15 protein-coding genes are annotated in these 26,868 nt (G+C 61.7%); 8 read left to right on the top strand and 7 right to left on the bottom strand.

Annotation, left to right across the window (positions count from 1 at the left end; genetic code table 11):
- Window positions 1–61 precede the first annotated feature (61 nt).
- The 3 genes from ACIOYV_RS10520 to ACIOYV_RS10530 are packed head-to-tail and all read left to right on the top strand — an operon-like array spanning window position 62 to window position 2,691.
- The gene (locus ACIOYV_RS10520; protein ID WP_401324005.1) at window positions 62–820 is read left to right on the top strand and encodes a metal ABC transporter ATP-binding protein; all 759 of its coding nucleotides are present in this window, start codon (window positions 62–64) and stop codon (window positions 818–820) included.
- Window positions 820–1,719 (top strand): metal ABC transporter permease, encoded by a 900-nt coding sequence (locus tag ACIOYV_RS10525; RefSeq protein WP_054052155.1) that lies wholly within the window; start codon window positions 820–822, stop codon window positions 1,717–1,719. The genes ACIOYV_RS10520 and ACIOYV_RS10525 overlap by 1 nt, the downstream gene beginning before the upstream one ends.
- On the top strand, window positions 1,720–2,691 hold the full coding sequence (locus ACIOYV_RS10530; protein ID WP_401323486.1) for a metal ABC transporter substrate-binding protein: 972 nt from the start codon (window positions 1,720–1,722) through the stop codon (window positions 2,689–2,691).
- 167 nt (window positions 2,692–2,858) lie between these two features.
- Here ACIOYV_RS10530 and ACIOYV_RS10535 read toward each other — a convergent pair whose 3' ends face one another.
- The 5 genes from ACIOYV_RS10535 to ACIOYV_RS10555 form a co-directional block, all read right to left on the bottom strand.
- A complete protein-coding gene (locus ACIOYV_RS10535) occupies window positions 2,859–3,086 on the bottom strand; it encodes an MbtH family protein (protein WP_401323488.1) in 228 nt (75 codons plus the stop codon).
- An 82-nt stretch (window positions 3,087–3,168) separates the two neighbouring features.
- A complete protein-coding gene (locus tag ACIOYV_RS10540; protein ID WP_401323490.1) occupies window positions 3,169–4,581 on the bottom strand; it encodes an aspartate aminotransferase family protein in 1,413 nt (470 codons plus the stop codon).
- Between the two features lie 143 nt (window positions 4,582–4,724).
- On the bottom strand, window positions 4,725–5,210 hold the full coding sequence (locus ACIOYV_RS10545) for a GNAT family N-acetyltransferase (RefSeq protein WP_401323492.1): 486 nt from the start codon (window positions 5,208–5,210) through the stop codon (window positions 4,725–4,727).
- Between the two features lie 204 nt (window positions 5,211–5,414).
- On the bottom strand, window positions 5,415–6,740 hold the full coding sequence (locus ACIOYV_RS10550; protein WP_163913283.1) for an ATP-binding protein: 1,326 nt from the start codon (window positions 6,738–6,740) through the stop codon (window positions 5,415–5,417).
- Window positions 6,737–7,417 (bottom strand): response regulator, encoded by a 681-nt coding sequence (locus tag ACIOYV_RS10555; RefSeq protein WP_054052145.1) that lies wholly within the window; start codon window positions 7,415–7,417, stop codon window positions 6,737–6,739. The genes ACIOYV_RS10550 and ACIOYV_RS10555 overlap by 4 nt, the downstream gene beginning before the upstream one ends.
- Before the next feature lie 291 nt (window positions 7,418–7,708).
- On the opposite strand from ACIOYV_RS10555, the gene ACIOYV_RS10560 reads away from it, so the two are divergent.
- The 5 genes from ACIOYV_RS10560 (at window position 7,709) to dsbG (ending at window position 12,723) form a co-directional block, all read left to right on the top strand.
- Entirely contained in the window at window positions 7,709–8,491 is a 783-nt protein-coding gene (locus tag ACIOYV_RS10560; RefSeq protein WP_401323494.1) for a hypothetical protein, read from the top strand.
- 43 nt (window positions 8,492–8,534) lie between these two features.
- Complete coding sequence (locus ACIOYV_RS10565) at window positions 8,535–9,278, top strand: hypothetical protein (RefSeq protein ID WP_401323496.1); 744 nt, start codon at window positions 8,535–8,537, stop codon at window positions 9,276–9,278.
- A gap of 93 nt (window positions 9,279–9,371) precedes the next feature.
- Window positions 9,372–11,111 carry a protein-disulfide reductase DsbD gene (gene dsbD / locus ACIOYV_RS10570; protein WP_401323498.1) on the top strand — a complete coding sequence of 580 codons (1,740 nt, stop codon included), beginning with the start codon at window positions 9,372–9,374 and terminating at the stop codon, window positions 11,109–11,111.
- Window positions 11,111–11,977, top strand: coding sequence for a prolipoprotein diacylglyceryl transferase family protein (locus ACIOYV_RS10575; RefSeq protein ID WP_401323500.1), 867 nt, complete (start codon window positions 11,111–11,113; stop codon window positions 11,975–11,977). Before dsbD ends, ACIOYV_RS10575 begins: the two co-directional genes overlap by 1 nt.
- Window positions 11,953–12,723: a thiol:disulfide interchange protein DsbG gene (dsbG, locus tag ACIOYV_RS10580; protein WP_401323502.1), complete on the top strand. Its 771-nt coding sequence runs from the start codon at window positions 11,953–11,955 to the stop codon at window positions 12,721–12,723. The genes ACIOYV_RS10575 and dsbG overlap by 25 nt, the downstream gene beginning before the upstream one ends.
- Window positions 12,724–12,816: 93 nt before the next feature.
- Here the strand turns inward: dsbG and ACIOYV_RS10585 are convergent, their stop codons facing one another.
- Both ACIOYV_RS10585 and ACIOYV_RS10590 read right to left on the bottom strand, forming a co-directional pair.
- The gene (locus ACIOYV_RS10585; protein WP_401323503.1) at window positions 12,817–13,629 is read right to left on the bottom strand and encodes an alpha/beta fold hydrolase; all 813 of its coding nucleotides are present in this window, start codon (window positions 13,627–13,629) and stop codon (window positions 12,817–12,819) included.
- 193 nt (window positions 13,630–13,822) lie between these two features.
- Window positions 13,823–26,806 (bottom strand): non-ribosomal peptide synthetase, encoded by a 12,984-nt coding sequence (locus ACIOYV_RS10590; RefSeq protein ID WP_401323504.1) that lies wholly within the window; start codon window positions 26,804–26,806, stop codon window positions 13,823–13,825.
- Window positions 26,807–26,868 lie beyond the last annotated feature (62 nt).

Genomic DNA, 26,868 nt, shown 5'->3' on the forward strand with positions numbered 1-26,868 from the left:
CATCAGCCAATCCCCTGTGGGAGCGAGCCTGCTCGCGAATGCGGTGGATCAGTCAACATTGATGTCGACTGACACGACGCCTTCGCGAGCAGGCTCGCTCCCACAAGTCTTCGGTCCGACGCTGGATTTTGCGGAGGTCAGCCTGACGCTGGGTCGCACGACGATCCTCGACAAGGTCACCTTTACCGTTCAGCCCGGCACCGTGCATGCGCTGGTCGGCCCGAACGGCGGCGGCAAGAGTTCGCTGATCAAAACCCTGCTCGGACAGATGCCCCATCAAGGTCGCCTGAGCCTGCAATGGCCCGGCGAGCCCGGCACCATCGGCTACGTGCCCCAGGCGCTGGAGTTTGATCGTGGCCTGCCAATGACCGTCGACGATTTCATGGCCGCCATGTGTCAGCGGCGCCCGGCGTTTCTCGGCTTGAGCAAGCATTACGCGGCGGCGATTGGCGAAGCGCTGGAACGGGTCGGCATGCAGGACAAACGCAAGCGGCGCATGGGCGCGTTGTCCGGCGGTGAACGCCAACGTGTGTTGCTGGCCCAAGGGCTGATCCCGGCGCCGCAATTGCTGGTGCTCGACGAACCGATGTCGGCCCTTGATGAAGCCGGCATCCAGGTGTTCGAACGACTGCTCGGCGACTGGCGCCAGAGCGGCATCACCGTGCTCTGGATCGAACACGACCTGGAAGCCGTCGGGCGCCTGGCGGACCGGGTCACCGGGCTCAATCGCCGGGTGCTGTTCGACGCCACGCCGCAACAGGCGCTAACCCCGGAACGCTTGCTGACCCTGTTCTCGACCCATCCTCGGAGCGCTGTCTGATGAGTTACGAAGCCTTTCGTTTGATGGTCCAGGGCTGGGCCTCTTCAGGTTATTTGCCGGAAGCGCTGGCCTATGGATTTGTGGTGAATGCGCTACTCGCCGGCCTGTTGATCGGCCCGGTGCTCGGCGGCCTGGGCACGCTGGTGGTGGTCAAGCGCTTCGCGTTTTTCTCCGAAGCGGTGGGCCACGCGGCGCTGACCGGCGTGGCCATCGGCATCCTGCTCGGCGAACCTTATACGGGTCCATATGGCAGTCTGTTCGGTTACTGCCTGTTGTTCGGCATCCTGCTCAACTACCTGCGCAACCGCACCGGCCTGGCGCCGGACACGCTGATCGGGGTGTTCCTTTCGGTGTCCCTGGCATTGGGCGCGAGCCTGCTGTTGATTCTGGCGGGCAAGATCAACGTGCACATTCTGGAAAACGTGCTGTTCGGTTCGGTGCTGACGGTCAACGGCAATGACTTGCTGGTGTTGGCCATCGTCGGATCGCTGGTAATGGCCCTGGCCTTGCCGTTGTACAACCGCATCATGCTCGCCAGTTTCAACCCGCAACTGGCGGCAGTGCGCGGGGTGGCGGTGAAGACCCTGGATTATCTGTTCGTGATTCTGGTGACCCTGATCACCGTCGCGGCGGTGAAAGTCATCGGCGCGATTCTGGTCGGCGCCCTGCTGGTGATTCCGGCAGCGGCCGCGCGGTTGCTCAGCCAGTCGCTGAAGGGGTTTTTCTGGTGCTCGGTGGCGATTGCGACGGTCAGCACCCTGTGCGGGATTCTGGCGCCGATTGTCTTCGACCTGCCGATCCCGTCCGGTGCCGCGATCATTCTGGTGGCCGGTATCGCCTTCGCCCTCTCCGCCATCGCGCGCGGTGTCGTTCCAAGTCTGAAAGGGAATCTCGGATAAATGTCTTTTACTCTGCGTCAATTGAGCCTGGCCGTGGCCCTGTGCGGGACAGCCTCCTTCAATGCGTCGGCGGGCGACAACTTCGAACCGATGCGCCTGGTGGCCAATCATGGGGTCGGCAATACGGCCCTGTTCGCCTCGTCGTCAGCGCACAAAATGCTGGTGCTGGCGTCATTGCCGGTGACCTATGGCCTGGGCAGCGTGTTGCTGGAAGGCACCGATGTCGCCATTGAGCGCGCGGCACCGGCCAACCTGCCCGGTACACGGCAGACCGCCTACTTCACCGGGCGTGGCGCGGCGGAACTGAGCAAACTGGCGACCGACGCTGATGCGGTGATTGGCATCCGCTCGTTGTGGCCGGACGATCCGCTGTACCCGAACGCGCGCCGCAGCAACATCCGCATCATTGAAATCGATGCCGCCCGCCCGGTGGACGGCGCCCTGGCCGGCATCGCCGTGCAGCCGGGTAACAAGGTCGATGGCTTGAACAGTCAGCCATGGTTTTCCAGCAACAATATGGGGCGCATGGCCGACGTGATGGCCGCCGACCTGGTGCGTCTGGCCCCCGAAGCCAAGCCGAAGATCGAAGCCAACCTGGCGGCGCTCAAGCAGCGTTTGCTCAAGCTCAGCGCCGACAGCGAAGCGCGGCTGGCCAGCGTTGATAACCTTACAGTGATGAGTCTGAGCGATCACTTCGGCTACCTGGTCGGTGGGCTCAACCTGGAACTGGTCGGCCTCGATTCGCGGCCGGATGCCGAGTGGACACCTGAAGCGCTCAAGCAATTGGGCACGACGCTCAAGGACAATGACGTGGCGGTGGTGTTGCATCATCGCCAGCCGTCGGAGGCGTTGAAAGCAGTGATCAGCGAGGCCGGCAGCCGGTTGGTGGTGTTGAGCACCGACGGGGCGGACCCGGTGGCCGAGCTGGAGGGGAATGTGGATTTGTTGATCAAGGGGTTGAGTGGGGCTTAATACCGCGTCATCGTTCTTCGCGGGCAAGCCTCGCTCCTACAGAAGATCGCATATCCCTGTAGGAGCGAGGCTTGCCCGCGAAGGCGACTTCATAGCCAACGCAAATTCCAGGCAAAAAAAACCGCTGGCCGTTACCCGGTTCAGCGGTTTTTTTATGGGCGATGACTTCAGTGCGCCACTACTGCCTGCTCTTCCATCTTCTGACGCAAGCTCAGCGGACGCATGTCGGTCCAGGTTTCTTCGATGTAGGCCAGGCATTCTTTCTTCAGGCCACTCTTGCCCACGGTGCGCCAGCCTTGTGGCACGGCTTTGTAGTCGGGCCAGATCGAGTATTGCTCTTCGTGGTTGACCACGACCTGAAAGAGGATGTCCTCGCGGTCGAATACTGACGTCATGCTATCTCTCCATCGTTGTAGGGGTGGGCTGCACGGCGCGTGCAGCCGGTATGTAGAAGGAACGTTCGAGGCCCCGGAAAATTTAGAGGCTGGCAGTGGCCGCCGCCAACGCACGACCGAAAATCTCCGCGACCCGGTCGACTTCAGCGGCGGTGATCACCAGCGGCGGCAGGAAGCGCACCACCGCGCCATGTCGACCGCCCAGTTCGAGGATCAAGCCGCGCTTGAGGCATTCGCGCTGCACCAGCGGCGCCAGGCGACCGAAGGCCGGTGGATGGCCTTGCACGTCTGGCGTGCCCGTCGGATCGACCAGTTCGACGCCAAGCATCAGGCCGCGACCACGAATGTCACCCATCTGCGGGAAGTCCCGTTGCAGGATGCGCAAGTGTTCGCTCAGGCGTTCGCCCATGGCGGCGGCGTGTTCGCAGACGTTGTTGTCTTTCAGGTAACGCATCACCGCCGAGCCGGCAGCCATGGCCATCTGATTGCCACGGAAAGTCCCGGCGTGCGCGCCCGGCAGCCAGGTGTCGAGCCAGTCGCGGTAAACCACTACCGCGAGCGGCAGACTGCCGCCGATAGCCTTGGACAGCACCACCACGTCCGGAATGATCCCGGCGTGTTCGAAGGCAAACATCTTGCCGGTGCGGGCAAAACCGCTCTGGATTTCATCGACGATCAGCGCCACGCCGGCCTGCTCGGTGATGCGCCGCAAGCCGCGCAACCAGTCAAGGTCCGCCGGAATCACCCCGCCCTCGCCCTGCACCACTTCGACGATCACCGCCGCCGGCAATTGCACGCCAGCCTCCGGGTCGTTGAGCAGGTTTTCCAGGTAGTTGAGGTTGACCTGCACCCCTTGCGCGCCGCCGAGGCCGAACGGACAGCGGTAATCGTACGGGTACGGCATAAACTGCACGCCGCTGCTGAGCAAGGCACCCAAGGGCTTTTTCGGCCCCAGGCTGCCCATCAGGCTCAATGCGCCCTGGCTCATGCCGTGATAACCGCCCTGGAACGACAGCACGGTGCTGCGCCCAGTGGCGGTGCGCACCAGTTTCAGCGCGGCTTCTACCGCATCGGTGCCGGTGGGGCCGCAGAATTGAATCTTGGCTTCCGCCGCTAATGCCGGCGGCAGCAGGCCAAACAAGTCTTGGACAAACTGATCCTTGACCGGCGTCGTCAGGTCGAGGGTGTGCAGCGGCAGTTCATCGGTCAGCACTTGCTGGATCGCTTCGATCACCACCGCATGGTTGTGCCCCAACGCCAATGTCCCGGCACCGGCCAGGCAATCGATGAAACGGCGGCCCTCGACGTCTTCGACATAGATGCCCTTGGCGCGCTTGAGTGCCAGGGGAATGCGTCGCGGGTAGCTGCGGGCATTCGATTCCTGCTGGCTCTGACGGGCCAGCAACGGCGATTCGTTGAACTGGTAAAGCGTCTCGGCAGGCGTCGGGGCAACCCGGGCCGGCTGATCTTCGATAAGGCTGGTAGCGACTGACATCTCTCGACCCCTCAATACGCTGTTGATAGTGACCAAAACTGCACACCGGGCAGGTGCGCGTTCCGGTCACGGGGCGCACTTGCAGGTTTTCCTGTTCTGGAAACGCATCAGGGGCGTGAGGATTTAGACCCGCGCTCAGCTTTCTATGAAGGTGGCACCAGCATCTTGTGCATCGGAATGGCATACAACCCCGCCACGCTGAAGGTTTCAGCGCAGGCGCAATACCCCATGTGCCGATAAAAGGCTTCGCTGGTGCGGGTGCTATTGAGTCGGGCCTGGGGCAAGTCCCGGGCGCGCAACCAGGCTTCCAGGTCACGGATCAAGGCCTGCCCGGCGCCACGGCGAAACCATTCCGGTTGCACGTAGCAGAAGGCGATCTTGCCACTGCTCGCGGCCATGGCGACGCCGATCGGTTTGTCATGGAGCAACGCGATATTCAGGTAAAGCCGTTGGTCGGTCAGCCAGGCGAGGATGTGTTCGGCGGTTTTGGTGTGGGTCCAGGCGGCGACGATTTTCGCGTCGTTGCGGTGGTCGAGGGCGCAACCGACCCGGATCGAACGCTCGACGATCCGGCTGATAATGCCGACGTCGGCAGCGGTTGCCTTGCAGATGTGCAGGGGTGCATCCATGGCGCTGATACCTCAATCCATTGAGTCAAAGCTGCCCGGAAGATAGCGCCGGTTTGGGCCGGAATGCCAATGGAGAGAGGTTACATTTGATGTGCAACACAGATCCCCTGTAGGAGCGAAGCTTGCTCGCGAAAGCGGTGTGTCATCAAACATTGCCGTTGTCTGACACACCGCTTTCGCGAGCAAGCTTCGCTCCTACAAGGGCTAGACCGTTTGCAATGGCATGGTCAGCTCGACCCGTAACCCATCCGGCCGACTGTCGAAGTGCAACGTGCACGCACAACGCTGAACAATCGCCTGCACAATCGCCAGCCCCAAGCCGCAACCGGTGCTCTGGCCGTTGCGCCAGAAACGTTGGGTCAGGTGTTGCAGGTCATCGGCGGCAATCCCCGGCCCATGGTCGCGGACCACGAAGCGCACGCGGTTGCCAGTGGTTTCCAGGCTCAACTCCACGGCCCCGTCGCTTGGGGTATGGCGCAGGGCGTTGTCCAGCAGGTTGCGCAGCGCGGCAATCGACAGCACCGCAGGCATTTGCACCGGGGCAGCCGAACACTTGATCGGCGGCTGAAACTTGATGCGCTGGCGATCACCGCTGGCGGCATCCTGAATCGCCAGTTTCGCGACTTGCTCGGCGCTGCACTGCACGCCGTCATCGAACGACAAACTGCCCTCGACCCGCGCCAGCAGCAACAGTTGCTCGAGCGTGCGGTGCAAACGGTCGGCGCCCTCTTCGGCCCGGGCCAGCGATTGATCCCGCGCCGCGCCGTCGGTCATACGCGCCACTTGCAGGTGGGTCTTGATTGCGGTCAGCGGGCTGCGCAATTCGTGAGCGGCGTCCCCGGTCAGGCGGCGTTCGCGCTCAATGGTCCGACCGATGCGCTGGAACAGTTGATTCTGCGTGTCGAGCAACGGCTGCAACTCGCTGGGCAGCGGTTGGATCTGCAACGGTTCGAGGGAGTCGGCGCTGCGGCGCATCAATGCATCGCGCATGCGATTGAGCGGCGCCAGGCCTTGGCCGATCCCCAGCCAGAGCAGGCACAGACACCCGAGCAACGCCACACCCACCGGCACCGAAGCGGCCAACAGGATCGACATGTTCAGGGCTTCGCGCTCGATCTGCCGGTCCGCCGTGGTGATCCGCAGATCGCCGCGCGCCAGGGTGAAACTGCGCCACGGCGCGCCATCGATCATCTGGTCATGGAAGCCCATTTTCTCGGCTTCGAGGGTTTGTTGCGGGTCGGTGTGACTGCGCGCGAGGATTTCGCCGCGCAACGAACTGACCTGACAGGCCATGCCGCCGGGGACGTTCAACTGCTCCGCGCTGAAATGCGTGCCCTCGCCCTTGGTCGGCAGCGCCGGCAATTGCTCCATCAGGCCGGCGACCATACGCGCCGAGGCGACCAGGCGCTGGTCGAGGGAAAACATCATCTGGTTACGCAGGTCGCTGAGCATCCAGGCTGCTGCCAGGGCCCAGATCAACGCAAAAGCAGCGCCGAGGGTCAGGCTCAGGCGCAAACGCAGGCTCATCACTTGGATTGATCTCCACCATCCGCCGGCCCGAGGCGATAGCCCAGGCCACGCACCGTTTCGACGATGCCATTGCCGAGTTTACGCCGCAGGTGATGGATATGAACGTTGAGCGCGTTGCTTTCCAGCTCATCGTTGAAACCGTAGACGCTGTCCTTCAGTTGCTCGGTGGACAACACCCGACCACGGTTATGCAGCAAGGCCTGCAGCAGCGATTGTTCGCGCCGCGACAGGTCCACCGGTTGGCCGGCGAGCATGGTTTCACGGCTGCTCGGGTCGTACGTCAGGGCGCCGTGCTCGATCAGGTTGACGCTGCGCCCGGCCACCCGGCGCAGCAACGTGTGCAGACGCGCGGCGAGTTCTCGCAGGTCGAAAGGTTTGAGCAGGTAATCGTCCGCACCGGCCTGCAGGCCATCGACCCGGTCGGTGACCGAATCCCGCGCAGTCAGGATCAGCACCGGCGTCTCCAGACCGTTATGGCGCAACTGCTGCAACAGCTTGAGGCCATCTTCGTCCGGCAGGCCGAGGTCGAGCACCATGACGTCGAACTCGGCGACCTTGAGCATCGCCCGCGCAGCGGAAGCCGTGGCCACATGCTCCACGGTCAGGCCTTGGGCGGTGAGGCCGGCGACGATGCCGCTGGCGATCAACTCGTCGTCTTCGCAAACCAGTACGTGCATGGGAGCTCCATGAGCAAAAACGTGAGTCAAGCAGGTGAGTATTAAGGGGCAATTATGGCAACCGCGCTGACGGACGAGAAGCTCGCTGGTCAGCCCGTATCGATCACGCGAAAAAACCGTCGCGTCCGTCTCGATTTAAACGGTTACCGCTGGGCAACTTTACGCTAATCACGTCGACTTATCGGGCTTAAAAAAAAGAAACATATTCGCATTACCATTCAAACAATAAACACCGTATAAATTTACCACTTGGAAAGTTCATGCTGCACAACTAACGAAAGGATTCGTTCAATGCAAATATTAAAAAACTTTGTTACCGTCGATTGGCGCGCGGGCAAAGATAAAATCTTCTTCTTTTTCAAAGACAGTAATACCTACAGCCGATTCGATATCGGCGACGATCGAGTACCCGACGGATACCCCGCACCGATCAGGCACAGTAACTGGCATGATTTCCATGCATACGCCAAAAAAGTTCGTTTTGGATTCACCACCACGTCCCTCGCAGAGGAAGACATCTTCAGCGCGGACCAGGACTTTCTCTGGCTGTTCTATATCGACGGCATTACCCCGATGGTGTGCAAATACAATCAAGATACCGACAAGGTCATCAGTACCCGACCGGTAATCGATACCGTATGGCACCCGATCCTGCCTTACTTTCATCGCATCGTCGCGGGCACCTGGTGGCAGGCCTCTGACAGTCCAATTGCGCTGTTTCGGTTCCTCATGAACAACGGCAATTCCTTTTACTTTGACTGGGATGTCAGTCTGCAGAGGCCGGTAAATCTCGATTTCAAAAAAGATCGAGTCCCCAAAGTAACGGTTGAACCCATCAACAACAGCACATGGCCCGGCCTGGAGCCCTACAAGGACCGGATCATTACCGCGGTACAAAACGACCGGACATTTGCCGACAGCTATTACTACATCTTCCTGACCAATAACGAATACATCACTTACAACATTGAGCAAAACCGGGTCGAATACGGCCCTTACCAAGTCAGCGAACAAACCTGGCCCGGCCTGATTATTGAGGAGCCCGATGGCTGGGAGGTCGACAATGACGATTAACATTTGAACATAGACGACTCTACCCACTGAAAGGAATCAGTTCATGCCCGCACTAAAAAATGTTGTCGCCGTCGACTGGCGCGTCGGCAAAGATAAAATCTACTTCTTTTTCAAAGACAGTAATACGTACAGCCGCTTCGATATTGGCGACGATCGAGTACCCAACGGATACCCTGCTCCGATCAGCCACAGTAACTGGCATGATTTTCATGTCCATGCCAAAAATCTTAGATTCGGCTTCGCTACCACGGATATCCACGTAAAGGCTAACAGCTTCAACTTCGACCAGGACTACCTTTGGCTCTTTTATGTCGATCGCCAAATACCGATGGTTTGCAAATACGACCAAGACAATGACAAGGTTGTCAGCATCGAAACAGTTGATAATTCGATGTGGAGCCGACTTGGCTACTATTTCGATGACATCATCGCAGGCACATGGTGGACGGACTCCGCCGACAGCATGGCACAGTTCCGTTTTCTCATGAAAAATGGTCAATCCCTGCTTCTTGACTTGAACATATCCCCTTTCAACTTTGATGCTTACTACGAAGGGCATCCGACATTGAAAGTGGTCCCCATCAACAACACGACCTGGCCCGGCCTGGAACCGTACAAGGACCGGATCATCACAGCCGTACAAAACGACCGGACATTTGCCGACAGCTACTACTACATCTTCCTGACCAATAATGAGTACATCACTTACAACATCATGGAAGATCGAGTCGAGTATGGTCCGTATAAAGTCAGCGAGAAAACCTGGCCGGGGCTCTTGCGCGACTGACTCTCGCTGACGCGATCGCCCGGCGGCGGTTAATCATCGGTTAATCGCCGCCCACCATTGTGCAACTCACTTGCACCGGGACAAGGCTTACCCATGCGTCGACTGTTTTTCCTCTTTGCTCTCTTGATCTCGGGTCTGGCCCAGGCAGGGACCAATCCGTTCGAGACCAAACCGGATTTCCTCCCCGTCGAGCAGGCATTCGTTTTTACGTCAGAACGTCTGGCCTCCGGTGAAACCCAGCTGTTCTGGCAGATTGCCGACGGTTATTACCTGTATCAGAAACGCCTGAAATTCGATGGCCTGGCGGCGGATCAGCAGCCGGTGTTGCCTGCGGGCGAGTCCCACAGCGATGAGTTCTTCGGTGAGCAGCAGGTCTATCGCCAAGGCCTGGAATTGAAGATTCCCGCCGGTGCCACGGGTCAGATCAAGGTCGGCTTCCAGGGCTGTGCGGATGCTGGCTTGTGTTATCCGCCACAGACCAAAATCGTCGACCTGGGTAATAGCAGCGCAACGAACGCGACGATCAATGAAGCACCAGACCAAGCGCTGGCCAGCAACCTGCAACAGCGGGCGCTGGGTTGGAGTTTGCTGGTGTTTTTCGGGCTTGGGCTGTTGCTGGCCTTTACGCCGTGCACCCTGCCGATGCTGCCGATCCTCGCCGGTTTGATCGTCGGCAGCGGCGCCACGCCCAAACGTGGTTTTGCCCTGGCCAGCAGCTATGTGATCTGCATGGCGCTGGTGTACGCGGCGATGGGTGTGCTCGCATCGCTGCTGGGGGCAAACCTCCAGGCGCTGCTGCAAAATCCATGGTTGCTGGGCAGTTTCGCGGCGATCTTCGTGTTGCTGGCGCTGCCGATGTTCGGTTTCTTCGAACTGCAATTGCCGGTGGCGCTGCGGGATCGGCTGGAAAACGTCTCGCGCAATCAACGCGGCGGCAGTCTGATCGGCGCCGGTGTGCTCGGGGCCTTGTCCGGTTTGTTGGTCGGCCCATGCATGACCGCGCCCCTGGCCGGCGCCCTGCTCTACATCGCCCAGAGTGGCAATGCGCTGCACGGCGGGCTGATTCTGTTTGCCATGGGCATCGGCATCGGTGTGCCGCTGTTGCTGCTGGTGACTGTCGGCAACCGTTTCCTGCCCAAGCCCGGCGCCTGGATGAACCTGCTCAAAGGCGTGTTCGGTTTCCTGTTCCTGGCGACGGCGTTGCTGATGCTGCGCCCGGTGCTGGATCAATCCTTGTGGGTCGGCCTGTGCGGCGCCCTGCTGCTGATCGCCGCTTATAGCGCCTGGAAGCAATCCGAAGGTTTCGGCCGCGTCGCCCAGTTGTTCGGCGCCAGCGCGTTGTTGCTCGGGATCTGGGGCAGTCTGTTGGTGGTTGGTGCGGCCGGGGGTAGCGATGACCTATTCAAGCCGTTGCAGGTGTACACCGCATCCAATACAAACAATGCCGCAAATCCGGTAGGTCACGACGCCTTCACTACGCTCAAGGACCCCGCCGCCCTGCAACGGGAACTCGACGCGGCCCAGGCTCAGGGCCAATGGGTGCTGTTGGATTACTACGCCGACTGGTGCGTGTCGTGCAAGGTCATGGAAAAACAGGTCTTCGCCAAACCGCAGGTCCTCGACGCCCTGAAAGACGTACGCTTGCTACGGCTGGACGTGACCACCGACAATGCCGCCAGTCGCGAGCTGCTCGGCCGTTACAAAGTGCCGGGGCCGCCCAGTCTGTTGTGGATCGGTGCCGATGGCAGTGAACGCCGCAGCCAGCGCATCACCGGTGAGGTCGATGCCGAGACTTTTCTGCAACGCTGGACCACCACCCGAGATGCCCGTTAATGCTGACCTTTACCCTCGGCACCTTTGCCATCGCGCTTAACCACCTGCTGCTGATCAGTGCTTTGGCGCTGGCCACCTTCGTTGGCTGGCGGGTGGCCAAGCGCGGCGGCGAGAACCCCGAGTCGGTGCTGTTCAGCCTGTTCCTGCTGGGCATGCTGGCGGCGCGGATCAGTTTCGTGATCGCCTACTGGGCGCACTATCGCGACGATCCGTGGCAGGTCATCGACTTGCGCGACGGAGGTTTTCTCGCCTGGCCGGGGGTTATCGTGCTGGTGCTGGCGGCGTTGTATCGCGGCTGGCGCCGACCGGGTCTGCGCCGGCCACTGGGTTTCGGGGTCGGCAGCGGCTTGCTGTTCTGGTTGCTGGCGACGTTCTCCCTGAGTCTTTACGAACAAGGCACGCGCCTGCCGGAAATCACCTTGCGCAATGCCACTGGCGAAACCGTGCAACTGGCGGACTATCAGGGCGGCCCGCTGGTGATCAATCTTTGGGCCACCTGGTGCCCACCGTGTCGCCGGGAAATGCCGGTACTGGAAAACGCCCAGCAACATCGCCCGGACCTGACCTTCCTGTTCGTCAACCAGGCCGAAAGCATGCAAAGCGTCAGTACCTTCCTGGAAACCCAGGGCCTGAGCCTGTCCAACGTATTGTTCGATGGGAGCGGCCGCTTGGGTCAGGCCGTCGGCTCCATGGCCTTGCCGACTACGCTGTTCTATAGCCACGACGGTCGCCTGCTGGGCAGCCATCTGGGCGAATTGTCCGAAGCCAGCCTGGCCCGCGCCCTGGAAAACTTCGACACACCCACTCCTGCCGCACCGGCCACCTCTGCAAGGAAATTGCCATGTCCCGCCTCCGCCACCTGCTGACGCTGACCCTGGGTGCAGCCCTGCTGCACCTGCCGTCGGCGCAGGCCGCTGAAGAATTGCCCGAGGCGATCAAGAAGATCGAAGCCAAGGGCGCGAAGATCGTCGGCCAGTTCGATGCGCCCGACGGTTTGCGCGGTTACGCGGCGCAGTACCAGAACCGTGGCATCGCGCTGTACCTGACCCCGGGCGGCAAGCACGTGCTGCTCGGCAACCTGTACGACGCCGACGGCAATGACCTCAGCAGCGCGCCGTTGCAGAAACTGGTCTACGCGCCAATGTCCAAGGAAGTCTGGGGCAAGATGGAAGCGAGCAACTGGATCGGCGACGGCAACAAGGATGCGCCACGCGTGGTGTACCTGTTTAGCGACCCGAACTGCCCTTACTGCAACATGTTCTGGGAACAGGCGCGGCCGTGGGTCAAGTCCGGCAAAGTGCAGCTGCGGCACATCATGGTCGGCATCATCCGCGAAGACAGCCCCGGCAAATCCGCCGCGCTGCTGGCGGCCAAGGACCCGAGCAAAGCCCTGGAAGACCACGAGAAATCCGGCAAGGAAAGCTCGCTTAAAGCGATGAAAGACGTGCCACCGGCGATCCAGGCGAAACTGGCGGCGAACATGCAGTTGATGGAAGACTTGGAGTTGCAGGCGACCCCGGCGATTTTCTACATGGATGACAAGGGTGAGCTGCAACAACAGCAAGGCGCGCCGTCGCCGGACAAGTTGGTGAAGATTCTCGGGCCTAAGTGACCTTACTGGCCTCTTCGCGGGCAAGCCTCGCTCCTACAGGTTCACGTTGTCTGTAGGAGCGAGGCTTGCCCGCGAAGGCGTCAGGACGATCGACTAATTCCTCTCAGCCAAAAACCCCAACAAAGCCTGCGTCACAAACCCCGGATTCTCCAGATTGGAGATATGCCCCGCCTCCGGCACCAGCACACACGGGCAACCAATCAATTCAGCCATCTCACGGGCTTCGGTTGGCGGTCGCGGCTTGTCCTGATCGCCACACATCACCAGCGTGGTGTCAGGACTCAGCTCGCCCAGACGCGGCAACAAATCATCCCGCCCAAACGTAATCCGCCCCATCGGCACGATGCTTTCGCGCAGACGTTCCGCCGGCAGCGCCGCCAATGATGCGCGGAAGTCCTGATACAGCGCTGACTGCGGATCGATGCCCGGGCGGAAGAAGATCGGCACCACGATGTCCAGCAACTGCGGCGAGATCACCCCGGTGTCTTCGATCTGTTTGAACAGCGAGAAATAGTATTGGCGAGTCGGCTCGGGCTCGACGCCAACGTAGGTGTCCATCAGCACCAGGCCGTTGAGCCGTTGCGGTGCGGACAGCGCCAGACGCACGCCCCACATGCCTCCGACGGACAGACCGACCAGCGTGACGCGGTCGATGTCCAGATGATCGAGCAGCGCCAAGGCCTGGCGAGCAATGTCATCCAGCGATGTGGTGCCTTCGGGTAGTTGACCGGATTGGCCGTGGCCCCAGAGGTCCAGGGCAATCACCCGGTAGTGCTGCGACAGCGCGGCAATCTGCGGCGCCCACATGGCCTGGTCCCACAGGTAACTGCCGGCCAGCAGCACGGCCGGGCCAGTGCCTTGGTCGATGTAGTGCAGGGGTTGTCCGTCTATTGTTGCGAAGGGCATCGAGTGTCTCCTTTGTGAAGGGGTCTACCGAAAAAGCCTTGGCAGGCTGAACCGGTACAGCTCGACAGTCAACGCGCAAATTGTAGCGAAAGTGCTGACGCCTTCGCGGGCAAGCCTCGCTCCTACAGGGATACGTAAATCTCCTGTAGGAGCGAGGCTTGCCCGCGAAGAGGCCCTCACTGACACTGGAGAATCAAAGCCCCTCCAACTCCGCCATCAGATCATTCAACCGATCCACCTTCTCCTCGGTCATGTCATTCGCCGCCAACCCGTCGATGTACTCGGCCAATTCCTCCACCGTGCTGCACTCGAACATCGCCCGCAACGGCACGTCCCGTTGCAGCGATTTCTGTACCCGCGAAGCAATCTGTGTCGCCAGCAGCGAATGGCCGCCCAGTTCAAAGAAGTTGTCGCGAATACCGACCTTCTCGACCTTCAGCACCTCGGCCCAGATATCTGCCAGGGTCTGCTCCAGTTCATTGCGCGGCGCCTGGTAATCCTGGCTCTGCAACTGGCCAATCTCCAGCGCCGGCAGCGCCTTACGATCGAGTTTGCCGTTGGCATTCAACGGCAACTTGTCGAGCCACAACCAGTGCAGCGGCACCATGTATTCCGGCAATTCGGCGCGCAGGCGTTGCTTGATCCGCTCCAGACGTTCGCTCGGGTTAAGCGCCGAATCCGCCGCCACCAGATAGCCGACCAGATGTTTGCCGTTCACACCTTCCTGCACACCTACCGCGCCGTCGCGGACTTCCGGTTGCTCGTGCAGACGCGCCTCGATTTCCCCCAACTCAATGCGGTAACCGCGAATCTTCACCTGATGGTCGATGCGGCCGACGTATTCCAGCACGCCGTCATTGCGCCGACGAGCCAGGTCGCCAGTGCGATACAGACGATCACCCGGCTCGCCAAACGGATTCGGCACGAACACCTGGGCGGTGCGCAGCGGATCGCTGACGTAACCGCGACCGACGCCCGTACCCGCGACGCACAACTCGCCCACCGCGCCCAACGGCACCAGTTCCAGCGCGCCATCGAGCAGGTACAAACGGTTGTTGTCGGTCGGCGTACCGATCGGCAAATAGCTGCCGCGAGTCGAGGCCATGTCGACCCGGAAGAATGCCACGTCATCCGAGCATTCCGCCGGACCATAGGCGTTGACCAACCCGATCTCCGGGTAGCGCAGCAGCCATTGGTGCGCCAGTTCCGGCGGCATTGCCTCACCGGTCGGCAACATCCAGCGTAGACCGTCGAGGCTCATGCGTTCCTGGGCGAGCATGCCCTGGATCAGCGACGGCACGCTTTCCAGCACGGTGATGCCTTGGTTCTGCACGTGGGCCAGCAAGCCTTGCGGATCGTGGGCGATGGTATTCGGCACGATGTCCACCCGCGCGCCGAACAGCGGCGCGGCGAGGAACTGCCAGACCGAAATATCGAAGCTTTGCGAAGCGGTTTGCGCGATCACATCGCTAGCGCTGAGGTTCAGATACGGCACCTTGCTCAACTGGTTATTCAGCATGCCGCGCTGCTCGACCATCACGCCCTTCGGCAAACCGGTGGAGCCCGAGGTGTAGATCACGTAGGCCAAATTATCCGGGGCGCTGTAGATGCCCGGGTTTTGCACCGACGCATCGCTCGCTTGCACGTCTTCCCAGACCAGCAACTTCGGCCGATTGGCGCAGCCGAATTCGTCCAGCAACGCCAGCGCTTGCTCGCGGCAGGCCTCGGTGCAGACCAGCAACGGCGTGCGGCTCAGGTCGATGATGCGGCTCAGGCGCTGACTCGGCAGGCCAGGGTCCAGCGGCAAATAACCGGCACCGGCCTTGAAACTGCCGATGATCATGCCCAGCAGATCGAGGTTACGTTCGGCGAGCAACGCCACCGGTTGATCCAGCCGCACTCCCGCCGCGATCAGCGCATGACCGAGACGGTTGCTGCGCTGGTTCAGCTCGACGTAACTGTGCAGCCGGTCGAGGCAACTCGCCGCGATGCGTTGCGGATGCTGCGCGACCTGGGCTTCGAACAGTTCGACGTAACTTTTTTCCAGCGGGTATTCATGTTCGCTCTGGTTGCAGCCATCGACCAGGAAGTCCTGTTCCTCGCTGCCCAGCAACGGCAAGTCGGCCATGTCGCCATGGAAACCTTGCACCAGCGCCAGCAGCAGACGCTTGAACTCGCCGAGCATGCGCTCGACCGTGGTTTCGTCGAAATAACGCTGGTCGTAGGAGATGTGCAAACCAAGGTCATCCCCCGGGTAGCAGACCGCCGTCAGCGGGAAGTTGGTGTGGGTGCGGCCCGAATCCGAGGTGGCGTTGAGGCTCTGCGCCCGGTCCAGCACCGAGACTTCCACCGGGGCGTTTTCGAACACGAACAGGCTGTCGAACAACGGCTGGCCTTTCGGCAGTTCGCTGTTTTCCTGGATCGTCACCAGCGGCAGGTATTCGTACTCGCGCAGTTGCATGTTGCTGTCGAGCAAACCGCTCAGCCACTGGCGCACGCTGACTCGCTGATCGTCTTCCGGCATTTTCACCCGCAGCGCGATGCTGTTGATAAACAGCCCGACCGTGCGTTGCATCTCCGGCATTTCCACCGGACGCCCGGCCACCGTCACGCCGAACAGCACGTCGCGATCACCGCTCAAGCGCCGCAGAACCAACGCCCATGCCGCTTGGGCAAAAGTGTTGATGGTCAACTGATGGGCCTGGGCCAGTTCACGCAATTGCGCGCCGTCACGGGCATCAAGTCGGGTGTAGCGGTCGCCAACGATCATGCCGCCGCTGTCGCCGGCGTGTTCGCGCAGGAACGGGCGGTCACTCGGGATCGGCGTGGTCCGTTCGAAGCCTTGCAGGTTGGTTTTCCACCACTGCCGCGCTTCGGCCAGGCTCTGGCGTTGCAGCCAGCCGATGTAGTCGCGATAACGCGGCGGCACGACCAATTGCGCGTCGCGGCCTTCGCCGAGCGCCATGTAGATTTCGAAGAAATCGTTCATCAGCAGCGAGCGGCACCAGGCATCGATCAGGATGTGGTGGTTGCTCATCATGAACCAGTAGCGTGCCGCGCCGACCTTGATCAGGCGCAGGTGGAACGGTGCCTGGTTGAGCAAATCGAAACCGGCCTCACGCTCGCTTTTCAGCAGTGCTTGCAGCTTCGGTTCTTGCTCGATGTCGGCGACCGCAGTCCAGTCCAGATACTCGATCGGCGTGCTGCCCGGTTTGTGGATCACTTGCAGCATGTCTTCGCCGACGTTCCAGCAGAACGAGGCGCGCAAGGCTTCGTGACGGGCGATCACCGCTTGCCAGGCCTGGGCGAAACGCTCGGGGTCGAGCTCGCTGTTGATGCGATAACGGTCCTGCATGTAATAGAGGCCGGTGCCCGGTTCCAGCAAGGTGTGCAGCAGCATGCCTTCCTGCATCGGGGTCAGCGGGTAGACGTCCTCGATCACGGCAGCCGGAATCGGCAGCGCATCGAGTTGCGGCTGAGTCAGTCGCGCCAGTGGGAAGTCCGACGGCGTCAGGCCACCCGCCTCATCCTGCAGGCAATGCTCGATCAGGCTTTGCAACTCGCCCAGGTAGGCATTCGCCAGATCGCTGATGGTGTGCGGGTCATGGCGCTCGGCGCTGAAGGTCCAGCGCAGCACCAGTTCACCACCGTAGACCTGACTGTCGACGCTCAGCTCGTTTGGCAGCGGCGCGTGAGGATCATGGGCCGCGCCGACTGGCTCATCGAGAGGCCGGAATAACGCGTCTGTGCCGAAGCTCTGGTCGAATTGGCCGAGGTAGTTGAAGGTGATCGGCGCCACCGGCAACGCGGCCATGGTCTGGCGGCACAGGTCGTCGGCGAGGTAACGCAGCACGCCATAACCCAGGCCTTTGTGCGGCACAGCGCGCAGTTGTTCCTTGATCGCCTTGATCGAGTCGCCCTGCTCCAGCGCCGGGATCAGTCGCAGCGGATAAGCGCTGGTGAACCAGCCCACAGTGCGGGTCAGGTCGATCTCGTCGAACAGGGTTTCGCGGCCGTGACCTTCGAGTTGAATCAATGCCGATTCGTGACCGCTCCAACGGCACATAACCCTAGCCAACGCGGTCAACAGAAGATCGTTGACCTGAGTGCGATACGCGGCCGGCGCCTGTTGCAGCAATTGCCGGGTGCGCTCGGCATCCAGGCGCACGCTGACGGTTTGCGCGTGACGATTTTGCTGGCCACCTTGTGGACGATCACATGGCAGTTCGACGCTTGGTCCAGCCAGTTGTGATTGCCACCAGTCCAGTTCTTCGCGCAGGGATTCGCTGCCGGCATAGGCCTGCAAGCGTTCCGCCCAGTCCTTGAAGGCGCTGGTTTTCGCCGGCAGTTTCACCGACTGTTGCGCGTCGAGTTGACGGTAGACCGTTTGCAGATCGTCCAGCAAAACCCGCCACGAAACACCGTCTACCACCAAGTGGTGAATGGCGATGAACAGGCGTTGCTGGCCTTCGGGACCATCGACCAGCAAGGCACGCAGCAGCGGGCCTTGTTCGAGGTCGAGACTGCGCTGGGCATCGGCGAACAGCGCACTGCACTTGTCCATGGACGCAACGCGGACCTGCCACAACACCGGAGTGTCATCCAGCGCCTGGTGCGCGGCGTGCCATTGCGCGTCCACTTGAGTGAAGCGCAGGCGCAAGGCGTCGTGCTGTTCGATCACCGCCAGCAGCGCTTGCTCCAGACGATGCGGTTCCAGCGCCACGGTCGGTTCCAGCAGCAACGCCTGGTTCCAGTGTTGGCGCTCGGGGATATCAGTGTCGAAGAACCAGTGCTGGATCGGCGTCAAACCCGATTCGCCAACCAGCAAACCTTGCTCGGCGGTGACCTGCTCGGTGCGGGTCGCGACGGCGGCGAGGGTCTGCACGGTCTGGTGCTGGAACAGGTCCCGTGGGCTGAAGTGAATGCGCTGCTGCCGCGCACGGCTGACCACCTGAATCGACAGAATCGAATCGCCACCCAGTTCGAAGAAGTTATCGTTGAGGCCAACTTGCGCGACGTTCAGCACTTCGCACCAGATGCCGGCCAACGTCAGCTCAAGCTCATTGCTCGGTGCCACGTAGTGCTGGCGGTTCAGCTCCGGATCCGGCGCCGGCAGTGCGCGGCGATCGAGTTTGCCGTTGGCGGTCAGCGGCATGCTCGCCAGCAGGATCAGGTGCGTCGGCACCATGTAGTCCGGCAGTTGCGATTTGAGATGCGCCTTGAGCGCTTCGCGCAGTGCGGCTTGCTGTGTATCGTCCTGCTCGGCAATCTCAGTTACCAAGTAACCAACCAGTTGTTTGCCGCTCGGTGCATCCAGCGCCAGTACCACGGCTTCACGAATGGATTCGTGTTCCAGCAGACGGGTTTCAATCTCGCCCAGCTCGATGCGGAAACCACGGATTTTCACTTGATGGTCGATGCGCCCGAGGTATTCCACCAAGCCATCGGCGCGCTGACGTACCAGGTCGCCGGTGCGATAGATACGCCCGCCATTGTCGGCAAACGGATCCGCAACAAAGCGCTCCGCCGTCATGCCTGCCCGCTCGTGATAACCCTGGGCCAGGCCGGCGCCGCCGACGTACAACTCGCCGGTCGCGCCTTGCGGCACGAGGGCCAAATCGGCGTCGAGAATGTACGCCACGCGGGCGCCGATCACGCTGCCGATTGGCACACTGCCGAGGCCTTCTTCCAACACGTCCGGCGCCAGACTGGCCAGCGGCATGACCACGGTTTCGGTCGGGCCGTAAGCGTTAAAGAACAGGCTCGGTTTGAACGCCGCGCGAATCCGCGCCAGGTGTTCGCCGGTCAACGCTTCGCCGCCAGTGATGATCATGCGCACCGGCAGGGTTTCGCCCTGAGTCGCCAGCCATTGCGCCAACTGACTGCCGTAGCTCGGGGTGAAACCGAGAATGTTGATCTGATGCTGGCGGATCAGACCGCAGATTTCTTCCGCATCCCATTGTCCTTGAGCACGCAACACCACTTGTGCGCCGCTCAACAACGGCACCAACAGACGCTCGGTGGCGGCGTCGAAGTTGATCGAATAGAAGTGCAGTTCGCAGTCGTCCGGGCGCATGCCAAAACGCTCGATCACCGCTTGGCAATGCATGGCGATTTCACCGTGGGACACCACCACGCCTTTCGGTTTGCCGGTGGAGCCGGAGGTGTAAATCAGGTACGCCTGATGCTGCGGCAGGCTGATAAACGGCAGCTCGCTGGCCGGGTAATTGGCCAGTTCCGCCGCGTCGTCTTCCAGGCACCAGCGCGCCACACTCGGTGGCAATTCACCGAGGGCGTTGAACATGGCTTTGTCACTGAGAAGCAGACCAATGCCGCTGTCTTCAATCATGTAATGCAGGCGATCCAGCGGGTATTCCGGGTCCAGCGGCACGTAGGCGCCGCCGGCCTTGAGGATCGCCAGCAGGCCGATGACCATTTCCAGCGAGCGCTCCAGTGCCAGGCCGACACGAACCTGCGGGCCGACACCGCGCTCACGCAGCATCCAGGCCAGGCGATTGGCGCGGCTGTCGAGTTCGGCGTAGCTCAGGGTTTCGCCAGCAAACGTCAGGGCCGGCGCATCTTTGCGCGCCAGGGCTTGCTCGCTGAACAGGTGATGAATGCACTGGTCCAGGCGATGTTCGCCCGGCTCGATGCCGAGGCTGTTCAGCAGGTTTTTCTGTTCCGTGACTTCCAGCAATGGCAGTTCGCTGAGGCGTTGCTGCGGATCGGCCAACAGGGCTTCCAGCAGGTTGCGCCAGTGTCCGGCCATGCGTGCGATGCGCGGTTCGTCGAACAGGTCGGTGCTGTAGGTCAGGCAGCAACCCAAACGATGGTCGAGGTCGGTGACTTCCAGGTTGAGGTCGAACTTGGTCGCCCGGGCATCGTTGGCCAGGTATTCGACGGTCATGCCGGCCAGGGTGCGGCTCTGCTGGAATTCCCAGCGCTGCACGTTGCACATCACCTGGAACAGCGGGTTGTACGCGGCGCTGCGCGGTGGCTGCAAGGCTTCGACCAAATGATCAAATGGCAGGTCCTGATGAGACTGGCCTTCGATCACGGTGTGGCGAACTTGCTCGAACAACTCGCCGACGGACATCTGTCCGTCGAGTTGGCAACGCAACACCTGGGTGTTGAGGAACGCGCCGATCAGCCCTTCGCTTTCCGGACGAATACGGTTGGCCACTGGCGCGCCGATGCGCAAATCGGTCTGGCCACTGTAGCGGTAAAGCAGCACAGCGAGGGCGGCGGTCATGGTCATAAACAGGGTCAGACCGTTTTGCGCATTGAACGCGCGAACCCGCGCCGCGAGGTCATCGCTCAGGTCGAACCGGAACAGTTCGCCCTGATGGCTTTGCACCGGTGGACGCGGACGGTCGGCGGGCAATTCCAGCAGCGGATGTTCGCGGCCGAGTTGCGCGGTCCAGTAGTCAAGTTGGCGCTGGCGCTCGCCAGATTCAAGCCACTGACGCTGCCAGACGCTGTAATCCAGGTACTGCACCGGCAACGCTTCCAGCGGCGATTCGCGGTCATCGACGAAGGCTTCGTAGAGCGCGCTCAGTTCACGGGCGAAGATGTCCATCGCCCAGCCTTCGGTGACAATGTGGTGCAGGGTCAGCACCAGGTAATGCTCCTGCTCGGCAGTCTTGACCAGGCAGGCACGCAGCAGCGGGCCGGTTTCCAGATTGAACGGTGTGTGCGCTTCGCTATCCGCCAGGGCCTGGACCCGTTGCTCGCGCAGTTCGGCGTCGAGGGCCGAGAAATCCTTCCAGTCCATGCGCATGCCCGTGTCGGCATGCACCTGTTGCCGGGCCACACCGTCGACACTCGGGAACGTGGTGCGCAGGGTTTCGTGGCGGATGATCAGCGCTTGCAGCGCCGCTTCGAAACGCCCGACATCCAGCACCCCGCGCAGCCGCGCCATGCCGCCGACGTTGTAGGCCGGGCTGTCCGGCTCCATCTGCCAGAGGAACCACATGCGCTGCTGGGAATAGGACAACGGCACCGCTTGGCTGCGGTCGACTTTCTCGATTGGCGGTTGTTTGTTGGTGTGGCCGCTGGCCTGGATCAAGCGCACCTGTTCGGCGAACGTGCCCAATTCACTATTTTCGAACAGCGCACGCAGCGGCAATTCGACGTCGCAAGCCTGACGGGTGCGGGAGATGATTTGCGTGGCCAGCAACGAATGGCCGCCGAGCGCGAAGAAATCGTCGCGCAGGCCGATTTGCTTCTGGCCCAACACCTCGCGCCAGATGCCAGCGATTTGTTGTTCAAGGGCGGTGACCGGTTCGACGTGTTCGCGCACCTGCCATTGCGGTTCCGGCAAGGCGCGGCGATCGAGCTTGCCGCTTGGGCTCAAGGGCATTTCATCCAGACGCATCAGTTGCGCCGGGACCATGTATTCCGGCAACTCGGCGGCCAATGCGGTTTTCAGGCGTGCTGTTTGAACATCAATGTCTTCGGAGGAATCCGTTGAGGTGTAGTAACCAATCAACTGCCCGCCAGACGCCGTTTCGCGCACCAGCACCACGGCTTGGGCGACGCCATCCTGGGCCAGCAAACGCGCTTGGATTTCTTCCGGTTCAACCCGGAAGCCGCGCAGCTTGACCTGCTGATCGAGGCGTCCGAGGTATTCGATCACGCCATCGGCGGTCCAGCGCGCACGGTCGCCGGTGCGGTACAGACGCGCGCCCTGCTCGCCCAATGGATCGACCACGAAGCGTTCAGCAGTCAGCGACGGACGACCGAGATACCCCCGGGCCAGACCGATACCGCTGATGCACAGTTCACCCGGCACACCGGCCGGGACAGGATTGAGATCGCTGTCGAGTACGCGGCAGATCACATTGCCCAACGGCCGGCCAATCGGCGAACGTTCGCCATCCGCCGCGGTGCAATGCCAATGGGTGACGTTGATCGCGGTTTCAGTCGGGCCGTAGCGGTTGTGCAGCTGCACCGCTGGCAGTTGCTCCAGCACACGGTTGCGCAGCTCGGCGGGCAAGGCTTCGCCACCGGAAAAAACCCGGCGCAGGCTGGTGCATTCGGTAGTCAGCGGCTCTTCGATGAATAGCGCCAGCAACGGCGGCACGAAGTGCAATGAGGTCACGCCGTATTGCTGGACCAGTTGCGCGATGCGGTGAGGATCGCGATGTTCGCCGGGGCCGGCGATCAACAGGCGTGCGCCGGTGATCAGCGGCCAGAAGCATTCCCACACCGACACGTCGAAACTGATCGGCGCTTTTTGCATCAGCACGTCGGTGTCGTTCAGGCGGTAAGTGTTCTGCATCCATTGCAGGCGTTCGGCGAGGGCCGCGTGGGTGTTGCCGACGCCTTTCGGCTGGCCAGTGGAGCCCGAGGTGTAAATCACGTAGGCCAGGTTGTCGCCGTGCAGGTGCAGACCCGGTGCCTGACTCGGCCAGTTTTCCAGGTGCAACGCGTCCATGGCGATCACGCTGACGCCGTCGGTGGCGGGCAAGCGGTCGAGCAATACAGTCTGGGTCAGGAGCAATTCGACGCCGCTGTCGCTGAGCATGTAGGCCAGGCGTTCCGCCGGGTAATCCGGGTCCAGCGGCACGTAGGCGCCGCCAGCCTTGATGATCGCCAGCAAGCCGATCAGCAATTGTGGCGAGCGCTCGGCGGCGATGGCCACGCACACATCCGGGCCGACGCCTTTGTCGCGCAGGTAATGCGCCAGACGGTTGGCCTGGGCGTGCAGTTCGGCGAAGTCGAGTTGGCCACCGTCCCAGATCAGCGCGGTGCGCTCCGGGGTCTGGCGCAGTTGTTCGTTGAGCAATTCCGGGAGCCATTGGCTGGCCGGTGCGCAGGGTGCCGCGCTCCACGCGGCTTGCTGATCGTGCTCGTTTGAGGTCAGCAGTGGCAGGTCGCCGATGGCTTGTTGAGGTTGTTCGCAAACCTCGCGCAGCAGGTTGGTGAAGTGTTCGGCCAGGCGCTCGATGGTCGCGGCGTCGAACAGTTCGCTGGCGTAATCGAAGGACAGGCTCAAACGCCCGTTACGGTCTTCTTCGCTGTGCAATTGCAGGTCGAACTTGGCTTCGCGGCTGTGCCACGGCAGCTCTTCGGCGAGCAACCCCGGCAAGCGGCGCAGTGCGCTCAGATCCCGTTGCTGGTGGTTGAACATGACCTGGAACAATCCGGATTCGCGAGCCTGTGGGAAGGCTTCAAGCAGTTGCTCGAACGGCAGATCCTGATGAGCCTGGGCGCCGAGCGCGGCTTGGCGGGTTTGTGCCAACAACTCAACGAAGGGCAGGCGCGAATCGACCTCGGCGCGCAGCACTTGGGTGTTGATAAAGAAGCCGATCAGGCCCTGGGTTTCCAGGCGCGGACGGTTGGCGTTCGGCACACCGACGCGAATGTCACGCTGGCCGCTGTAGCGGTGCAACAGGCTCTGGAACGCAGTGAGCAAGAGCATGAACGGCGTGGCTTCATGCGCCTGGGCAGTCTGGCGGATGGCCTCGCTCAGGCTCACGCCCAAACGCACGCTGTGGCGCGCGGCGCTTTGGATGTGCTGCGCCGAACGCGGGTGGTCAGTGGCCAGACTCAGCACTGGATGCTCATCGCCCAACTGGTTTTTCCAGTAGGCCAGTTGCCGCTCGCCCTCGCCCTGCGCCAGCCATTGACGCTGCCAACTGCCGTAATCGGCGTACTGAGTCGGCAATGCCGCGAGCGTGGCTTTCTGGCCTTGAGACGCGGCGGCGTACAGCCGCGAGAACTCGTCGATCAACACGTTCAGCGACCAGCCGTCGGCGATGATGTGGTGCATCGTCACCAGCAGTTGATGGTCTTCGTCGTCGAGGCGCACCAGCGTCACCCACAGCAGCGGGCCTTTCTCCAGATCGAACTGGGTACGGGCTTCGTCTTCGCGGATTTGTTGCGCGCGCAGTTCACGCTTGTCGACGGGCAAATCGCTGATGTCGATCAGTTGCAGGTTGAACTCACTGGCCGCATCGACCCGTTGCAGCGCCACGCCGTCACGTTCGAAGAAGCGTGTGCGCAGGGATTCGTGGCGCTCGATCAACTGCTGGAAACTCGCGCGCAGTGCGTCTTCGTCCAGCTCGCCACGCAAACGCAGGGCACCGGGAATGTTGTAGGCGCTGCTCTGCGGGTCGAGTTGCCAAGTGATCCACAGACGGTTTTGTGCCAGGGATTGCGGCATGGCGTCAGTGCGCGACAACGCTGTGATCGCGCCTTGGGCGAGGCCGCCATCCTGTTGCAGACGGGCGACGGCCTCGGCGAAAGCACCGAGGGTCGGAGCTTCGAACAGCAGGCGCAGGTTCAGCTCCAGGCCGAGTTCTTCACGCAAGCGCGCGACCACTTGAGTGGCTGCGATGGAGTTACCGCCGAGCAGGAAGAAATGATCGTCGGCGTTGACCTGTTTGACGTTGAGTTGCTCGCACCAGATTGTGGCGATCAGGCTTTGCAGCTCGGAAGCGGATTGCGCCGTGGCTTCGTTTTCTACTTCTGCCGACGGGAACAGCGCGTAGCTGTCGAGGCTGCCGTCCGCCAGGCGATTGCGGCACGCCGAACGTTGCAGTTTGCCGCTGGAGGTCTTTGGCAACGCGCCGGGATTGAGCAATACCACCACGCTCGGCGCTTCCTGATACGCCTCGGCCACCGCTTGGCGGATGGCTTTGATCAGTGCGTCGGGCGGCAGGATTTTCTGCACGCTGCGGCTGATTTCCGCCGCGATGCCGATGCCTTCCTGACCGTCGATATTCACCGCGAACGCCGCAACGCGACCTTTGCGCACCACTTCCACTTCGCGCTCGACGGTTTGCTCAATGTCCTGTGGATAAAGGTTGTGGCCGCGCACGATCAGCATGTCTTTCAGGCGCCCGGTGATAAAAAACTCACCTTCACGCTTGAAGCCCAGGTCGCCGGTGCGCAACCAGGTACGGCCCGCGTGCTGGACGAAAGTCTTGGCGCTGGCCTCGGGGTTGCGCCAGTAACCGTGGGCGATGCTCGGGCCGGCAGCCCAGACTTCGCCGACGGCATTGTCGGCAAGTTCGGTCAAAGCAACCGGATCGATAATCAGCACCGCGTGATCCGGCTGGCTGATGCCGCAACTCATGATCGCCGCGCCCTCGCCTGCTTCGGCACGGTTTTGTGCCAAGGCCTGATCGTCCACGCGCAGATTGCCGATGCCCTGGCCGCGCGGGGTGCCGGCCACGAACAGCGTGGCTTCGGCCAGACCGTAAGAGGCCATGAAGCTGTCCGGGGTGAAGCCGCACGGGGCGAATTTCTCGGCGAAACGTTCCAGGGTGTCGAGACGAATCGGCTCGGAGCCGGAATAGGCCACGCGCCAGCCGCTCAGGTCGAGGCGTTCCAGCGCCGATTCGCTGACTCGTTCGCTGCACAGTCGATAAGCGAAGTCTGGTCCGCCGCTGATGGTGCCGCCGTATTCGCTGATCGCTTCGAGCCAGCGTAACGGCCGGCCGAGGAAGTACGCCGGCGACATCAACACGCACGGCACGCCGCTGAAAATCGGCTGCAACAGGCCGCCGATCAGGCCCATGTCGTGGTACAGCGGCAACCAACTGACGATCACGTCGTCCGGGTTCAGGTCAATGCCGAAGCCGTGCCGGATCAACAGTTCGTTGGCCACCAGGTTGCCGTGGCTGACTTGCACGCCTTTGGGCAACGCGGTGGAGCCGGAGGTGTATTGCAGGAAGGCGATGTGGTCGTCTTCCAGATCCGGCGCGACCCAGCGTTCGGCCAGATCGTTGTCGAGGGTGTCGACGCAAAGCAGCGGCGGCGCGCCCTCAATTTGCAGCAAGGCGTCGCGCAGGCCGGCGCTGGTCAATAGCAGACGCGGTTCGGCATCGCTGATGATCGACAGCAGGCGTTCCTGATGATGACGCTTGGTCGATTCCGGCGGATAGGCCGGCACGGCGATGACACCGGCATATAGGCAACCAAAAAACGCCGCGACGTAATCCGGGCCGCTGGGAAACAACAGCACCGCACGATCGCCGAATCCTGCTTCAGCCTGCAATGCGCCGGCAATGGTGCGGGCGCGCTGATCAAGCTCTTGATAACTGAGTACCACCGTCTGATCCGGGGTTTCGGCGAGAAAACGCAAAGCCACGCGATCCGGCGTCAGGGCCGCGCGGCGCTGGAGGGCTTGGACCAGTGTGCTGGGGAGTTCGAACGCGTCGGTCATGAGGTTTCCTGCCTGAATTCGGCTTACAAGTTGGAATCGGTTTTCCTACGTCACGCTCATAC

The sequence above is a fragment of the Pseudomonas sp. NPDC087342 genome, assembly GCF_044744265.1.
In the GTDB taxonomy this organism is placed as follows: domain Bacteria; phylum Pseudomonadota; class Gammaproteobacteria; order Pseudomonadales; family Pseudomonadaceae; genus Aquipseudomonas; species Aquipseudomonas nunensis.

What these genes read in the sequence shown, in the direction of transcription:
- ACIOYV_RS10520 (WP_401324005.1), top strand. Translation starts at nt 62, where the DNA reads ATGTCGACTGACACGACGCCTTCGCGAGCAGGCTCGCTCCCACAAGTC.
- ACIOYV_RS10525 (WP_054052155.1), top strand. Translation starts at nt 820, where the DNA reads ATGAGTTACGAAGCCTTTCGTTTGATGGTCCAGGGCTGGGCCTCTTCA.
- ACIOYV_RS10530 (WP_401323486.1), top strand. Translation starts at nt 1,720, where the DNA reads ATGTCTTTTACTCTGCGTCAATTGAGCCTGGCCGTGGCCCTGTGCGGG.
- ACIOYV_RS10535 (WP_401323488.1), bottom strand. Translation starts at nt 3,086, where the DNA reads ATGACGTCAGTATTCGACCGCGAGGACATCCTCTTTCAGGTCGTGGTC.
- ACIOYV_RS10540 (WP_401323490.1), bottom strand. Translation starts at nt 4,581, where the DNA reads ATGTCAGTCGCTACCAGCCTTATCGAAGATCAGCCGGCCCGGGTTGCC.
- ACIOYV_RS10545 (WP_401323492.1), bottom strand. Translation starts at nt 5,210, where the DNA reads ATGGATGCACCCCTGCACATCTGCAAGGCAACCGCTGCCGACGTCGGC.
- ACIOYV_RS10555 (WP_054052145.1), bottom strand. Translation starts at nt 7,417, where the DNA reads ATGCACGTACTGGTTTGCGAAGACGACGAGTTGATCGCCAGCGGCATC.
- ACIOYV_RS10560 (WP_401323494.1), top strand. Translation starts at nt 7,709, where the DNA reads ATGCAAATATTAAAAAACTTTGTTACCGTCGATTGGCGCGCGGGCAAA.
- ACIOYV_RS10565 (WP_401323496.1), top strand. Translation starts at nt 8,535, where the DNA reads ATGCCCGCACTAAAAAATGTTGTCGCCGTCGACTGGCGCGTCGGCAAA.
- dsbD (WP_401323498.1), top strand. Translation starts at nt 9,372, where the DNA reads ATGCGTCGACTGTTTTTCCTCTTTGCTCTCTTGATCTCGGGTCTGGCC.
- ACIOYV_RS10575 (WP_401323500.1), top strand. Translation starts at nt 11,111, where the DNA reads ATGCTGACCTTTACCCTCGGCACCTTTGCCATCGCGCTTAACCACCTG.
- dsbG (WP_401323502.1), top strand. Translation starts at nt 11,953, where the DNA reads ATGTCCCGCCTCCGCCACCTGCTGACGCTGACCCTGGGTGCAGCCCTG.
- ACIOYV_RS10585 (WP_401323503.1), bottom strand. Translation starts at nt 13,629, where the DNA reads ATGCCCTTCGCAACAATAGACGGACAACCCCTGCACTACATCGACCAA.
- ACIOYV_RS10590 (WP_401323504.1), bottom strand. Translation starts at nt 26,806, where the DNA reads ATGACCGACGCGTTCGAACTCCCCAGCACACTGGTCCAAGCCCTCCAG.